This window comes from Saccharopolyspora sp. NPDC050642 (assembly GCF_040654735.1).
Taxonomy (GTDB): domain Bacteria; phylum Actinomycetota; class Actinomycetes; order Mycobacteriales; family Pseudonocardiaceae; genus Saccharopolyspora; species Saccharopolyspora elongata.
Map to the genome: position 1 here is coordinate 1 of NZ_JBFAIN010000009.1, position 14,070 is coordinate 14,070.

The following is a 14,070-nucleotide window of genomic DNA, read 5'->3' on the forward strand; positions in this document are numbered from 1 at the left end:
CTCCCACGGCTTCGGGCGAGCCATCCCACGCTCCCAACGATCGAAACGTGATCAACTCCAGCCACCACCATGCCAGACAAAGATCATTATGCAAGGACCCCTAAGGGGATCCGGACGGGGAGCCGTCGGATGCCATGGATGAACTCGCTCACCAGCGGCTCGGGCTCGCCGACCTCCATGTTCGGAAGCTTGGTGAGCAGCTGCCGGAACAGGGCCTTGAGCTGCGCTCGGCCAAGGTGATTACCGAGGCAGTAGTGCACGCCACCGCCCCCGAACCCGGTGTGCGGGTGAGGTGGACGGGTGAGATCGAACCGGTCCGGGTCCTCGAACTCAGCGTCATCGCGGTTCGCCGAGGCGTAGAAGAGCACGACCTTGTCGCCGGCGGGAATCACCTGGCCGGCGATCTCCACATCCTGTGTCGCGGTCCGCGCGAACTCAATGACAGGCGATGCATGACGGACGAACTCTTCGATCGACCTGTCGATGCGCCCCTCAAAGTCCTCGGTCAGCCACGCCTTCTGGTCGGGGTTCCGCCACAGCTGAACGACGGTGTGCGAGGTTGTCTGCTTTGTCGTGTCATTGCCCGCGACACTCAGCAGAAGCATGACTGACTCGATCTCGTCATCAGTGAGGTGCCTGCCATCGAAATCGGCGAGAGCGAGCGCTGTTGCGAGGTCATCCCGAGGGTTGGACCGACGCTCGCGGATGAGCTCAAGTCCGATCTCGCGCAGAATGACGAGTTGGTCCTGGAAGAACTGCTGCGGATCTGCGTCTCCCGCGATGGCTGGATCGTTCGCACCCATCGCCTTGTCCCCCGCTTCGGCGAACTCCTCCGCGAGACTGCCGGGCACACCGATCATGTCAGCAACGGTGAGCATGGGGAGCTTCGACGCGACTTCGCGGACGAAGTCGATCTCACCAGCGCCGATCACGCGCTCGACGATCTCCTCAGCACGCTGCTCGATCTTCTCGGAGAGTCGACGGACTGCCCGAGGCGTGAACGCGCCGCTCATGATGCGCCGGTATCGCTTGTGCTCCGGGGGATCCATCTCCAGGAACGTCGGCGCCGGCTTCGGATCCCTGGGCCGAAACGAAACGCCCCAGTAGCGATGCGAGTCGGAGCTGAACAGCTCGTGGTTTTCGCTCGCGAACGCGATCTCACGGGCGCGCACGAGCGCCCAGAAACCAGGCTCACCGTGAACCTCTGGCGGTAAGCCGGGGACCTCCATCGGTGGGTGCCAGCTCACCGGCGCCTCGCGTCGCAGCTGAGCGAACGACGAGTCGCGTTGCTCGAACGGAAGCCTCCAGAACGCGGCGCTCGAGATATCCACGTCGTGATACGGACGAGCAGGCACAGTTGCGGTCATGTCATCTCTCCCTTCGTGTGGCACCCCGACCTTCCAAGGCGACCCGTCAGGTGCCTGGCTCTCGTATCCGGAATGTGACGCGGCGCCCGAGTCTCCCCGCTAAGACGCAACTACCATAACCGCTAAACGAGCGTAAATAAACAGGTGAAAACTAAACTTGCGCAGCAAGGGCTATCGGACGGTCGCGCACTGCATCCCCGGCCCCTGCCCACATTCGAGCCGGCGCCATGCTTGCCGAGCCTTACCACTGGTTTCTGTCGTATACCGCCTGATCTCGCCCGCCGGACCCAACCGTCTGGCAACACCAGGCCATCCCGCGGCGAACTCTCTTCGCCGCCGGCGTGGACAACCCACTGAACGGAAATATTCGGCTGGAATTAGATGAGACCGGAGCGGATTGCGTACGAGACGGCGTGAGCCCGGTTGTGGAGGCCGAACCGCTTCATGAACTGGTAGAGGATGTTCTTGACCGTGCGTTCTGAGTAGTGCAGTTTGTCAGCTATTTGTCGGAGATCGAGTCCTTCGGCGACGAGGCGGAGGACATCGATCTCGCGGTTGGTGAACCCGGAAGGGTTCAAGCCTTGCGGTGCGAGTACTTCGCGGTAGGTGCGCACGATTTGCTCGATGAGCGCGCCCTGCAGTGAGGTGGGGAAGTATCCGCCACCGCTGCCGACCGCACGAATGGCCTGCATGAAAGTCGTAGCGGAGAAATGCCGGCGCCACAGGACTGCGCGGACACCCCACTCCGCCGCTGCGGAGATGTCGGCGTGCCATCGATCGCCCACGATGAGGAGCAGGGGGGTGGCAGTGTCGGGCCTGAACACCTGCAGCTCCTTCATGGTGGACGCTTCGGCGGTTTCGATGGCGATCACGACAACGTCGGCGTTGTCGCCGCTGACCTCGACGAGCTGGGGGTCTCCACCCAAGCAGTTCGCCAGTCCCATGCGCGTAAAGTAATCCTGTGCGTGGATGGCCACGCGGATTTTCTCCATTGTTCTGCCCTGCATGACTGTCCCCTGTTCTGGAAATGCCAGGGCTTCTCGCGACCAGAAAGCTCGGATCAGTCTTTCCGGGAGTTAGGCCTTCCGCGCGGCGAGCATCTCGTTGCCATCGCGGGCCCCGACCAGCGCCGGAAACCCGCTTGATTGGCTGGACGCACCGGCCGCCCGCTCGTCCCACGCACCGAGAGCACCGTCTCCCCCGGGTGCGGATAGCCGGCGAACCCCGACGAATCCGCGAGACCGTAATCCACACAGCTCTGCGCGAGTCGTCATCGCCGCACCCGTCGGCGCCTGCAACAACAGATTGTCGCTGCCACTGACCACCACCACTTGCACTCCATGCGCCGACGCGAGCACCGGACACGGGTCGTCCTGCTCAGCCGCCGACGCGGCTGCTCCGGTCGCCAACAATGCGGTGATCGCTGCCGCGCTAAGGGTCGCGACTTTCCACCTCACGCGTTCTCCCGTCGCCCGAGTCTCCCCGCCAAGCGCAACCACCATAACTACTAAACACGCGTAAGTAAACAGCCGAAAACTAACGCTCCGGCATCTTCGTCCCAAGCTCTCGACAGACACAGGGCCGCCGGTCGATCAGCGCGCGCCCTCGGTCGGTGGCGTAGGACAGATACACCGAGACCTGGGAGTTCTCGATCCAACTGACGACAGGCCCGAGAGCAACCCGAGCAGCAAGTCGCGCCGCGTCGACGCGGCACGACCCTCGAAACCGGCCCACGATCCGCGACATGAGCTCGTCGAGGTGCGCCCGGCACCGAGCAGGGGTTTAGGCTGTGGCCCGCGGCCACGCCAAAGATCAAGAAGTACGGCCGTCATACTGCGGCGGTTGAAACTTCAATCGGCCGGTGGATGGACCAGAGAACGAACGACGGTGCGCACGAATGCGCGAATGGCCTGTGGCAGGCTGAACGTGTCGTGCAGCGCGGCCGTCGCGAGCGCTACTCGCCCGTGCGCGATAACGAAGAAGAGCACCGTGTTCGCCTCCGCCCCGGCGTCCACGAATGAGACCGGAAACTGGTAGCCGTGCTCCTTGCATCGAAGCACCGCTCGCTCAAGCGCCTCGTAGACCGGTTCGGTGGTGGATTCAAGTCCCATTCCGCGAATGCGTTCAACGTCAGCCGACGTCAAGAACAAAAGCTCGTAGCGCGTCGGGCTGGAGTACGCGAACTCCACATATGCGGCCAGTTGGGCCTCGAGCTGGGCCAACGGACCTTCGGCCTCCGCTCGTTCCTCCGCGACGCTCATCGTCGCAGCGAGCTCTTTCCAGATGTCAACTACCAACTGGCTGACTAGAGCTTGGCGATCTTCGAAATGTGGGTAGATCGCGGGGGTAGTTACCGAGGCCTCCCTTGCTACAGCGCGAAGAGAAAGCGCCCGATGCCCGTCACGCTCCAGAACCCGATGCGCCGCTTCCAGCAGCTCGCCACGCAGGAGGGCACCCTCACCGCGTCGATTGCGTGAACGCCTCCGGGAGGGACGTGGCTTGTTGGTCGCATCCGGGTTGTCGCCGGCAGGAGCCGAGCCAGCACCTTGTCGACGGTCGCCCAAACGGTGATCTGGGCTGGGCGTTTCCAAATTGTCGGCTCTCCTGTCGCATCCGGTGAGTCATGACGGCCCGGTAGGGCGGGGCGGTGACCGCCGAGGGCGAGCATCGCCAAGGCGATGAGCGCCTGGGGGACTTGAACCCGCCTCTCCACAGCATAGATGAAACCATGCCCTTGGGCGGCACCAGCGGCGCTGAGGACCACCTGCCGAACTGACATCTCCCGCCCGTCAACCTCACCCACCCCGGCCGCCGGTCAGCTGCACGCTCCGAGGGTTGAGCGTGCCGAACACCCCAGCAAACTGGCGCGATGCTTGATCATGGCGTTGAAACTGATCTACCTCGTGATGACCCGGATCTTCGCGTGGGCGCGCCTTGCCGTGCAGGACTCGACGGCGAAGAACATCGAGATGCTGATCCTGCGACACGAACTCGCTGTCGCCCAGCGGCGCGATCCGCTGCTGGCGCGAAAACTCACCTGGGCCGACCGGGCATGGCTGGCGCTGCTGGCACGGCTACTCCCGTCCGGCCAGCTGCCGAAGATCCGGTTGATCGTCACCCCGAGCACGCTGCTGCACTGGCACCGCAACCTGCTGCGCCGCCGCTGGGCCCACCGCTCGCGGCGGCAGCCCAAGCCCTGGGGCGGTCCCGGGGCGGCCTGACGTCCAAGATCCACACTATCGCGGACGGCCAGGGCCGGTCGCTGGCCACCCGCACCACCCCAGGGCAGGCGGCGGACACGAAGCAACTCGAGGCGCTGCTGGAAGACATCGCGATACCACGACCAAGCGCAGTGGGCCGTCCTCGTCGGCGCGCCACACATAGTTACCCGACAGCCACGCCGCTCCCTGCAGCCATCTGGGGGTGCGCCACATCGATCAATGCTGCAGTGACGTCAAGACCACTGTGCGTGCCTGATTCGCTCAACGGTTGCGTGGATAACCACACCCATGTTCCGACATTGGTGGGTGCGCCAACAGCACGGCGATTGCGCACAGTCGGCTTCAGCGGTAGTTCCACGTGGAGTCGTCGTTCTGCTGTCCGCCATGCCAGCGTTGTATCTGTTGCGCGCAGATCCACGCCGTCGACGGTATCGATCATTGCCTACGGTGGGATGACCAGTGGTCAACGACTCGATCACACACGCGCCGCCCCTCATGGTAGTTTCCCGCGGCGACACTCAGAATGCCGCGCGCCAGCAGCACCGGTTCTCGATGATTACCGACTTACCCATCGTAGGCCAATCGTGCGGCGAAAGCGTTGCTGTCGGCCGTGAACACGGGTTCTCCACGCAACTGCAGGTGCTCAGCTACGACGTCGAGTTCGGACATCACCATCACGTGGTGGATGTCGCGCAGGGCCCGCTCAACGCTGTCTTCCCCCGCTTGGGGCGCCGTCCAGGCCATGGCGGGAGCGGGAGTCCTGCGGCGGAGTGACAGTGATGCCGTGGCGAGTGAGCTGAAGACCCTGCCCCGGCAAGGTCCCGATTTCCTCCCGCTTCACAGGACATTCCAGCCCCCTGGCGGCACCGGCAGCCGACGGTGTGGACCGCCATACCGATGCTGGCTGGTCGTAGGTGAGCCACAGCACGATCGCCCCGTTGCCGTCCGGGCCGCTGTCCTCATCGCCCGGCACAGGTAGGGATCCGGACGGTGCGGCGGAAACACCTGCCGCCCCTGATAGGTGAACCATTCGCCCACCTCGTGGACCGCGAGGGTCGCGACGGCGTAGTGCGCCTGGGCAACCGCCATCCCCAGTACCGTCCAATCGTCAGCCCCAGCGGTGCACGCGGCGATGAGCTGGTCGTCGGCGTGGTCTTCAAACCAGCCGAAACAGACCGGTGGCCCGTGGGGATCATGCACGTCGGCGGTCGTGAACCGGACGCGGGGCGTGAACGCGGTCGGGTCGGTGTCCGGACCGGCCCAGCTCAGGCGGATGCCGCGATGGTCGTAGGTGATCTCAGACAGCAGCTCGGCAAGCCGCGCACCGTGCTGGGCGACGGCTTGACGACGGCACGGCGACGAGGGCGGCACGTCGACGATCCTGGACGGGATGGCCGAGGTGAAGGCTTTCTACCAGTCGCTGGTCGAGGCGAACGCCGTGGTGATGTGGGTGAACAACCAGGACATTTCGGTCAACGACACCGGATTCTCCGGCGAACTGGAGTTCTTCGAGTTCGTGCCGGAGGCGATGCTCGGCGGCGAGACCGTTTTCGGCTCGGTCCAGTCCGGCGTCCCCGGCGAGGTGTACCCGCTCAAGCGCACGCTCGCGTTCCACTGGCCGTACGACGAGCGGTGCCGGTTGATCGGCGAGCACGTGTACGAGGACATCGCGTCCCGCGAGATCACGAAGCCCGATCCGGCCGACGTCATCAGCCCGGCGCGCGCGGCCGAACTGCTCGCGCCGGAGATCGACAAGGTGCTGCCGTGAGCGTCGCACTGGTCACCGGCGCCGCGGGCGGGATCGGCGCTGCGGTCGCCGAGCGGTTGGCGCAGGAACACGCGGTGTTGCTCACTGACGTCGATCCCGTCCGCCTCGCTGCAGTGTCGGCGAAGCTGTTCGCGGACGGCGCTGCCGTCGCGCATGCCGTCTGCGATGTCAGCGAGCGGTCTTCGGTGCAGGCGGCTTTCGATGCCGCCGAAGAACAGCTCGGCGAGATCACCGCGGTAGCCAATGTCGCGAGAATCGGCGGAGTGCTGACCGAATTCACGGAATTGTCGGAAAAAGACTGGGGTCGCACGTTCGTGGTCAATACGCGAGGAACGTTCCTGGTCTGCCAGGAATTCGTCCGCCGCCGCGCGGGACGGCCGGGCGCGATCGTCGCCGTCGGTTCGATCGGAGCGCGGCCAGGGCTATACCCTGCGGGTCAGCGCCACGGCCTCCGTTCACCACGGGCTCCTCGCCCGCTGCCAGCCCCTCGACGGCAACCCGGTCGTCCCGGCGCAGCGCAAGGCCCGCCGCGAGTATGAGAACCGCGTCAGCACCCTTACGGCGCCCGCATCGGTCACGTACGGATGAGCGTCGCTTCCTCCGCCGCGTAGACGGCCTGTGGGGTTCCACAAGTCGGTCCACGTGCTGCGACCTGCACCTTTCGGCACCCCCGGCAGACAGGACATGATCGCGGGTCATGTCACTACGCCTGCTTTACCTGATCTTCGTGCGGATTGCGGGCTGGCTGTGGCTACTTTGCCGCTCGTCGGCGTCCAAGGACGTTGAACTCCTGGTGCTGCGCCATGAGGTGGCCGTGCTGCGCAGAACCAACCCGAAACCCCGGATGAACTGGGCCGACCGGGCGGTCTTCGCCGCGCTGATCCGGTTGCTGCCGAAGGTGCTGCGGGCCCACCGATTGATTACCCCGGGCACGGTCCTGCGCTGGCATCGCCGCTTGCTAACCAGGAAGTGGACGTACGTACCCGAACCACACCGGGTGCCCGCCCGTCGATCACGCTATCGCCGTGTTGATCGAGCGAATGGCCAGAGAAATCACACCTGGGGATACAAGAGAATCCAGGGTGAACTGCTCAGGCTCGGCTACCGAGTGGGTGCCTCGACGATCCGCCGCGTTCTCAAACGAGTGCGCATCCCACCGGCGCCACTCCGGTGCACGGATACGACCTGGCGGCAGTTCGTGCGCACCCAGACGTCGACCATGCTGGCGTGCGACTTCTTTCACGTGGACTGCGCGGTCACCCTCAAACGGATCTACGCATTCTTCGTACTGGAGGTCGGCAGCCGGTACGTGCACCTGCTGGGCGCGACCACGAACCCAGATGGGGCGTGGACCACTCAGCAGGTCCGCAACCTGCTGATGGACCTCGGCGATGACGTCACCGAATTCCGATTCCTCATACGGGGCCGGGCCGGCCAGTTCACCGCGTCGTTCGATGCGGTCCTCGCCGATGTAGGCATCCGCGTAGTCAAGACCCCCCGCGCTGCCCGCGGGCGAACTGTTTTGCTGAACGGTTCGTGCGCACTGTCCGAGCCGAACTCACCGACCGCCTGTTGATCTTTGATGAACGGCACCTGCGTGCGGTGCTCGCGGACTACGTCCGGCACTACAACGGCAGTCGACCGCACCGCGCCCGCGAACTCCGCCCACCACAACCAAGCCACCCTGTTGCCAACCTCAGTCATGAGCAGATCAAGCGTCGACCGATCCTGGGGGGCGTGATCAACGAGTACGAGCGCGTTGCGTAAAGCTGCTGGTCAAACTTGGTGACCGACTTCTGGAACCCCACACGCGCCAGTCGAGCAACTCGAGCCCCGCAACATACGTCGACACGACCGGCTCGGTGGCATCCTCCACGAAGACCACCACGCAGCATGACCCGCGCGGATGGGATTTTCGGCAAGGGCAGTGTCCCGCCAGCCGGTGCACAGCTCGCAGCCCCCAGTACTGCCTGGACACCCTTCAAGCTCGACTGGAGCGCGATTACTCGGCGGCTGGCAGTTGGATGCGGGTGAATAGCGTGCAAGTCCGTTCTCAGACACAGTCGGTCACTCGCCTGTAACCGTGGAGCTCGTCCAAGGCCAGCGTTCACCACACCCGATGGGCAGGTGTACCGATGGCCAACAACCTGATGATCCAGCTCGCCTGGTCGATGGTCATCGAGGGCTTCAGCGGGCTCTTCCCACGGTCGGGCTGACAGGATTTGAACCTGCGACCCCTTGACCCCCAGTTCGGAAGAGAGTCAGCGGCATGCTCAAGATTGTTCTTCGAGGACAGTCCACAGTGGACTCGAAAAAGTAAAGAAGTCCGTCAGAACGGCGGCTCGATCGCCAGCTTCCCGCATGCGCGGGCCGACGATCCGACTCGCTCGGTGGAGCAAGGCATTCGTGACATTACCGGGCCTCTGCTGCTCGAGAATCCGAGCTGCGCCTACCTTCATCGGCGAGCGCATTGCGAGACGAAGCCGTCTGCGCGAAGGCGAGGTCATCCGGCAGCAGGCGGGTCAGGTCGGACATGGCGACCGAGGGCGAGGCCGCCAGGCGCGACGCCTGTTGGTCCACGATCAGCTCGAAGGTCTTCCGCGCCGTTCGCCCGTTTCCGAAGGTGGCGTCCTTGGGCATGTCCTCGAAATACCGGACGAGCAGTTCCGCGGCTTGTTCGTCGAGCTGGTAGTCGTGCCGCGAGCACTGCTGCCGCACGATGGTCACCAGTTCCTCCGCGGAATAGTTGGGGAACTCGATGGTCCGGCTGAACCGCGATTCCAGACCCGGGTTGGTGGCCAGGAAGTCCGCCATCTCGCGGGAGTACCCCGCGACGATCACCACCGCCTCGTCGCGGTGGTCCTCCATGAGCTTGACCAGGGTGTCGATCGCTTCGCGCCCGAAGTCCGGGCCGGTGCCACCCGACTGCGAACTGAGCGTGTACGCCTCGTCGATGAACAGCACGCCACCGATCGCCTCGCGGAACGCCTCCGTCGTCTTGATCGCCGTGCCACCGACGATCTGCGCGACGAGATCGGCCCTCGCGACCTCCACCAGGTGACCGGACTGGAGCACCCCGAGCTCTGCCAGGATCGCGCCGTAGAGCCGAGCCACGGTGGTCTTGCCGGTTCCCGGTGCACCCGCGAAGACCAGATGCCTGCTCATCGGTGGGGCGGAAAGACCTGCTTCCTTTCGGAGTTTCGCCATCCGGTTGAGGTTGACCAAGGTGGCCACTTCGCGCTTTACGTTCTCGAGGCCGACGAGAGCCTGGAGCTCCTCCGCCGGCGGCCTCTCAGCCGATTTTCCACCGCCTGGTGCCGCATGTTCCGCCGGGGCAGCTGCCGGCACGGCCTGCGAAGTGCCGAAGGCGTCCGCAAAGCCGTTGCCGCTGCTTCTGGTGTTCTCGAACGTGATCGACGCCGATACCACTTGCTGGCGCAGCCCGGCTCCGCCGTTCTCCCGCAACGAGCAGTCGCGCACGACGACTTCGCGGTCCGTGGCGACTCGGATGCCGTCGCCGTCGTTGCCCAGGAGCTCGCAGTCGGTCATGCGCGCCTTCGCCGTGGCAGCGACCTGGATACCGTGGCCGGCGCTTTCCCGGATCCGGCAGCGGGCCAGCACCCCGGAGGCTCCGTCGGCGAGAAGCACCCCGTCGCCTCCGCAGCCGTGCAGATCGCCGTCCTCCGCGGTGAGCGTCCCACCGGAGACGGTGATCCCCGCCCCACCTGCGCCCCGCACGGTGCATCCCCGGAGCAGGACGTGCGCGTCTGCGGCGAGCTCCAAGGCCGTCAGTTGGGCTCGTTCGACCTCGAGCGCTTCGAAGCGGGCGTCAGCGCCGTGGACCACGATGCCGTTGTGCGTGCAGTCGCGGACTGCCAACCTCTGCCACGCGGATTCCTGCCTGGAGGTCAGCTGGAGACCGCTTTCCCCGCAAGCCCGCACTTCGAGCCCGTCGCATTCCACAGTAGACCTGTCTTCGACGACCGCACCAGTACCATCCACATCAGACACTCGACAGTTCTGCAACGCCGCGGACGCCGCACCTGAGAACCGCATGCCGTGCCGTGCGCTGCGGCGCATCTCGCAATCCCGCAGCGCGACACGACCGGTCCCCTCCGCGAGGAACGCTTCCGCGGCAGAGCCCTCGACGGTGCATTCGGTGAGCTCGACCGGGCCGGTCGTCTTCAGGAAGAAGCCGAGGCCCGCCGTCTCGCGAACCGATATCCGCCGGAAGACCGCCGTGGCGTGGTCCTCCACCGCTACCGCCGGTTTGTCGCCGCAGTCGGCTATCCCGGAATCCGCGGCCGTGAGCTCGGCACTCCCGCTCAGGTAGAAGCCGTTCCCGCCGCTTTGCCGGACGGTGCTGCCGCGCACCTCCAGCAGGCCGTGATCGGCAACCACGACGGCCGAGGTGCCGAGGCCCTCGAAGGTCGAGTTGTGCACCGCACTCCCGGCCCGCGATGTGACCACCACACCGGCCCCCGCCGGATTGCTGACTTGCGAGTCCCGAAGCACCAGACTTCCGCTGCCGTGGGCATGAGCCGCAGCCCACGAGTCACCTCTGACCGCGCATTCCACCATCACCAAGCGCCCGGATCCCACCACGACCGGCGCCTGTTCGGGGTCGCTGCCCCGCAGTTCGATGCCGCTGAGCGCCACCGCGGCCGACACATCCAGCACGGCGCCGACATCGGAACTGAACGTCACCGACCCCGGGCCGTCCTCGGCCACGATCGTGACATCCCTGATCAGCACCAGGTTCTCGCGGTAGCGACCGGGCGCCACGCTGATCGTCGCGCCCTCGGGTGCCGCGTTGACGGCCTGCAAGACCGTGCGGAAACCACCCGGCACCACCTGGGAAACCGAGATCATCTGCGGTCCTCTTCTCCTGCCGCGGCCGGCTCGCGGCGCGGGTTGTCACGCCGTTGTCCCCATCACTCGCCCCTCCAGCCAGGCGGCCGCCAGCTCGACCCGGGTACGGCAGCCGGTTCGGGTGAAAATCCTGGTCAGATGGCTTTCCACGGTCTTCTCGCTCACTTCCAGGACCGCGGCGATCTGCCGGTTGGTGCAGCCGTCGCTGACCAGCTGCGCCACCCTGGCCTCGGTGTGCGCGAAGGAGTCGTCCCTGCCGCGCTGCCTGGGCAGCCACATTCCGCGCCGCCGCATCGAGCCGACCAGGTTCGCGCGACTCCGGGACGAACCGTGACGCTTGGTCAGCGCGTACAGCTCCGCCAGCCAGGGCTGCGGGTCATCGCTGAGATCGCTCAGCAACAGGCATGCTCGCGCCACCGACGGCGCGTCCTCCCGCTCCCGCGCCAGGCGCACGCATTCGACGGTCTTGCCGCGGTCAAGCCGGACGAGCCCGTGCGCGAGCAGCACGGCGGTACGTGTCGATCCCGACCGGACCACCTCGTCGAGTTCCTCCAACTCGTCGAGCAGGATTTCGGCCATGCGCTGATCGCCTTCGCGGGTCGAGCAGTCGATCAGCCGGCCGAGGAGCTTCTCCAGCCCGGACGTGCGTCCCCAACTGCGGTGTTCGCGGTACTCCCGCCATCCGTGGTGGATCGCTGCCGCGGCCTTGCCCGTGCGGTAGCGCAGACCACAGCGCGCCCAGCTCACCAGGTGGCCGCCAAGCATCCGGTGCGAAGCTCCCCGCAGCCATTGCGCCGCGCGGCCGAATTCGCCGCCGTCGGCGCAGATCTCGCCGGCCAGCACTCGGGAGAGTTGCCTCAACGGGGAGCCGCGACGACCGAGGTCACGCGCTTCCATCCTCCGCGCGAGCGACAACGCACGTTCCCGGTCTCCCACGTGGTAGGCCCGCAGCATCCGCTGGTACTCAGCCGCGTCGCTGTGCTCGAAAGATCCGTACCGGACGCCGAGCGCGCATTCCAGGACAGTGGCGAGATCCCCGTGCGCGGCTGCATCGCGCAGGTCGTCGGCGGCCATCCGCCGGAGCCTGGGCCAGTTGCTGGTTGCCTCGAGGAACGCCCCGTGGTCGCCGGTGAGCGCTCCCAACAGCGCGAGGAAGCTGGCAGCCGTGGTGCAGGACGCCGACATCGTTTCGAGCCGGGCTGCCACCGTCCGCCAGTCAGCCGTGGAGATCGGTTCTACGAGAGATTCCGCGAAGTCCTCCGGCAGGGTCACTCCACCAGACCGCAACCGGGCAACCACCTCCGACAGCGAGTCCGTGCGCCATTCGTGCAGCAGCGCACCGATCCAGGACGCCAGGACCTCGTCCAGCGCCTGGCGATCGGGGTGCGTCGGATCAGGTGCTGCCGCGAGGATTTCCGGGAGGCACCGACGCAGTTCGGCGTGGAGGTCGTTGAACCTCGCCGCCGCGACCCGCGCCCGCACGTGATCGCGCAACGTCCCCAACCATCCCGGATCCTGCGGCGACGGGGTGGGCACGAACGCTTGATCCGACCGGCCCACTCGGGAGGTCGATCGCGGGCTTCGCTCTCGCAGGGCTGCTCGGCATTCGTCGACGAGCGCCTCGTCCGCCACTGCCCGTGCCGCGGCGGCCAGCGCTGGAACCGCGAAGGACAGCGAGTCCCCGGATTCGGAGAAATCGAGAACCCCGGTGGCGACCAGTTCGTCCAGCAGCAGTCCCGTTTCCCCCAGGTCCCCTCCCACCACGTCGACCAGGCCCGAGAGGTGCTCCAGCACGAAGGGACTCCGCGCCGAGAGCATCGCGGCCAACGCACCCTGCCGCAACGGGCGGATCAACCAGTGATCCGGGGGTACGGCGATCTCCTCACGCAGGGTGGTCAGGCACCAGTGCTCGTCGACCACTGCCAGCCGTTGGTCGGCCAACAGCGAGAAAAGGGTCTGCAGGACAGTGCCGGGGTTGCAGAACAGCGGACCCAGCGCCGTGCGCAGTGCATCGACCACGGCGGCGTCGAGCGGGAACCGCGGAGCTCGCCGGGCGAGCAGGATGCCGACGTCTGCCTCCGAAAGCGGCGCGAGATCTACGGTTTCGGAAACCAGCACGTCCAGCGGAGTGGGATTGCCGCGGCGAGCGGAGAAGACCACCGCGGCTCCGGCAGAGCACACCGTAGCGGCGATCGTGGACAGCGCGGTCCTGGAGACCGCATCGGCCAGGTCCACGTCGTCGATGACGGCGACCCCGCCGCACTTCCCGCCCACCGCCCGGGCCAGTGCGCGCCCGATCTCGTGGGCGAGCCCAAGCACGTTGTCGCCCACCCGAAACCGGGAGCGCAGGCTCGTTGCCGCGGCGATGCTTTCGAGGAGACGCGGACTCGCGGTCCGGCCGAACTGCTCCCGGACCGCGTCGAGCAGCGCATCCACGGTGTCCAACGGTCGTTCGCCGCAGGCAGTCGTCTTGACGACGGGAATGTCGTCCCGGGCCCAGTCCGCGCAAGCCGCGTCCAACAGCGCCGTCCTGCCGTCCCCGATGTCGCCGCGGACGTCCACGACGACGCCTCGGCGAACGTGCTCCACCAGCGCGGCCCGCTCTCCGTCCCGGCCGACGACCGCTCCGCTCTCCCGGATCATCGTCCCCTTCCTCCCGCTCGACGAACCCGCCCACCAACTGCCATCCGGACGTCTCCGGGAGAACGGAAGCAGGCACCTGAACGCATGGCAACACTCCTCGTCTTGATACCCCCCGACAGCAGGTGTCGCGGAGACCTGAGGTCGACGATGCTTCGAGTAGGGAGAATTCTCGCGACTGAGCGGGTCTCCCCCGGGCTGG

General features: G+C 66.2%; 12 protein-coding genes and 2 pseudogenes. 6 read left to right on the top strand and 8 right to left on the bottom strand.

Translation table 11 applies throughout. The features are described from left to right. Positions 1 to 86 precede the first annotated feature (86 nt). From AB0H93_RS16350 to AB0H93_RS16365, 4 genes and pseudogenes are all read right to left on the bottom strand, one after another. Positions 87 to 1,367, bottom strand: coding sequence for a cytochrome P450 (locus AB0H93_RS16350; RefSeq protein ID WP_358573016.1), 1,281 nt, complete (start codon positions 1,365 to 1,367; stop codon positions 87 to 89). A 377-nt stretch (positions 1,368 to 1,744) separates the two neighbouring features. Then, positions 1,745 to 2,374, bottom strand: coding sequence for a response regulator transcription factor (locus AB0H93_RS16355; protein ID WP_358573018.1), 630 nt, complete (start codon positions 2,372 to 2,374; stop codon positions 1,745 to 1,747). A gap of 843 nt (positions 2,375 to 3,217) precedes the next feature. Then, a complete protein-coding gene (locus AB0H93_RS16360) occupies positions 3,218 to 3,628 on the bottom strand; it encodes a WHG domain-containing protein (protein WP_358573440.1) in 411 nt (136 codons plus the stop codon). Positions 3,629 to 3,676: 48 nt separating this feature from the next. Further along, positions 3,677 to 3,958: pseudogene (locus tag AB0H93_RS16365) on the bottom strand (helix-turn-helix domain-containing protein); the annotation flags it as partial. Between the two features lie 288 nt (positions 3,959 to 4,246). Between AB0H93_RS16365 and AB0H93_RS16370 the strand changes: the two are divergent. Further along, positions 4,247 to 4,588, top strand: a complete 342-nt coding sequence (locus AB0H93_RS16370; RefSeq protein ID WP_358573020.1) for an integrase — start codon at positions 4,247 to 4,249, stop codon at positions 4,586 to 4,588. Beyond that, positions 4,552 to 4,665, top strand: a pseudogene (locus AB0H93_RS16375) (IS5/IS1182 family transposase); the annotation flags it as partial. The gene AB0H93_RS16370 and the pseudogene AB0H93_RS16375, both read left to right, overlap by 37 nt. A gap of 487 nt (positions 4,666 to 5,152) precedes the next feature. Here the strand turns inward: AB0H93_RS16375 and AB0H93_RS16380 are convergent. Both AB0H93_RS16380 and AB0H93_RS16385 read right to left on the bottom strand, forming a co-directional pair. Further along, complete coding sequence (locus tag AB0H93_RS16380; RefSeq protein WP_358573442.1) at positions 5,153 to 5,332, bottom strand: hypothetical protein; 180 nt, start codon at positions 5,330 to 5,332, stop codon at positions 5,153 to 5,155. Between the two features lie 93 nt (positions 5,333 to 5,425). Then, a complete protein-coding gene (locus AB0H93_RS16385) occupies positions 5,426 to 5,959 on the bottom strand; it encodes a hypothetical protein (RefSeq protein WP_358573022.1) in 534 nt (177 codons plus the stop codon). 19 nt (positions 5,960 to 5,978) lie between these two features. Here AB0H93_RS16385 and AB0H93_RS16390 point away from each other — a divergent pair, with 19 nt between their 5' ends. From AB0H93_RS16390 to AB0H93_RS16405, 4 genes are all read left to right on the top strand, one after another. Then, complete coding sequence (locus AB0H93_RS16390) at positions 5,979 to 6,356, top strand: hypothetical protein (protein ID WP_358573024.1); 378 nt, start codon at positions 5,979 to 5,981, stop codon at positions 6,354 to 6,356. Beyond that, entirely contained in the window at positions 6,353 to 6,895 is a 543-nt protein-coding gene (locus AB0H93_RS16395; RefSeq protein ID WP_358573026.1) for an SDR family NAD(P)-dependent oxidoreductase, read from the top strand. Before AB0H93_RS16390 ends, AB0H93_RS16395 begins: the two co-directional genes overlap by 4 nt. Positions 6,896 to 7,053: 158 nt before the next feature. Continuing rightward, complete coding sequence (locus AB0H93_RS16400) at positions 7,054 to 7,932, top strand: transposase (protein WP_358573028.1); 879 nt, start codon at positions 7,054 to 7,056, stop codon at positions 7,930 to 7,932. Continuing rightward, a complete protein-coding gene (locus AB0H93_RS16405; protein WP_358573030.1) occupies positions 7,893 to 8,123 on the top strand; it encodes an integrase core domain-containing protein in 231 nt (76 codons plus the stop codon). The genes AB0H93_RS16400 and AB0H93_RS16405 overlap by 40 nt, the downstream gene beginning before the upstream one ends. A gap of 645 nt (positions 8,124 to 8,768) precedes the next feature. Here AB0H93_RS16405 and AB0H93_RS16410 read toward each other — a convergent pair. Next, entirely contained in the window at positions 8,769 to 11,228 is a 2,460-nt protein-coding gene (locus AB0H93_RS16410; protein WP_358573032.1) for a right-handed parallel beta-helix repeat-containing protein, read from the bottom strand. A gap of 45 nt (positions 11,229 to 11,273) precedes the next feature. Further along, the gene (locus AB0H93_RS16415; RefSeq protein WP_358573034.1) at positions 11,274 to 13,871 is read right to left on the bottom strand and encodes a helix-turn-helix transcriptional regulator; all 2,598 of its coding nucleotides are present in this window, start codon (positions 13,869 to 13,871) and stop codon (positions 11,274 to 11,276) included. Positions 13,872 to 14,070: the final 199 nt, after the last annotated feature.

Coding starts and splice junctions, on each gene's coding strand:
- AB0H93_RS16350 (WP_358573016.1), bottom strand. CDS start 1,367: ATGACCGCAACTGTGCCTGCTCGTCCGTATCACGACGTGGATATCTCG.
- AB0H93_RS16355 (WP_358573018.1), bottom strand. CDS start 2,374: ATGCAGGGCAGAACAATGGAGAAAATCCGCGTGGCCATCCACGCACAG.
- AB0H93_RS16360 (WP_358573440.1), bottom strand. CDS start 3,628: ATGAGCGTCGCGGAGGAACGAGCGGAGGCCGAAGGTCCGTTGGCCCAG.
- AB0H93_RS16370 (WP_358573020.1), top strand. CDS start 4,247: ATGGCGTTGAAACTGATCTACCTCGTGATGACCCGGATCTTCGCGTGG.
- AB0H93_RS16380 (WP_358573442.1), bottom strand. CDS start 5,332: ATGGCCTGGACGGCGCCCCAAGCGGGGGAAGACAGCGTTGAGCGGGCC.
- AB0H93_RS16390 (WP_358573024.1), top strand. CDS start 5,979: ATGGCCGAGGTGAAGGCTTTCTACCAGTCGCTGGTCGAGGCGAACGCC.
- AB0H93_RS16400 (WP_358573028.1), top strand. CDS start 7,054: ATGTCACTACGCCTGCTTTACCTGATCTTCGTGCGGATTGCGGGCTGG.
- AB0H93_RS16410 (WP_358573032.1), bottom strand. CDS start 11,228: ATGATCTCGGTTTCCCAGGTGGTGCCGGGTGGTTTCCGCACGGTCTTG.
- AB0H93_RS16415 (WP_358573034.1), bottom strand. CDS start 13,871: ATGATCCGGGAGAGCGGAGCGGTCGTCGGCCGGGACGGAGAGCGGGCC.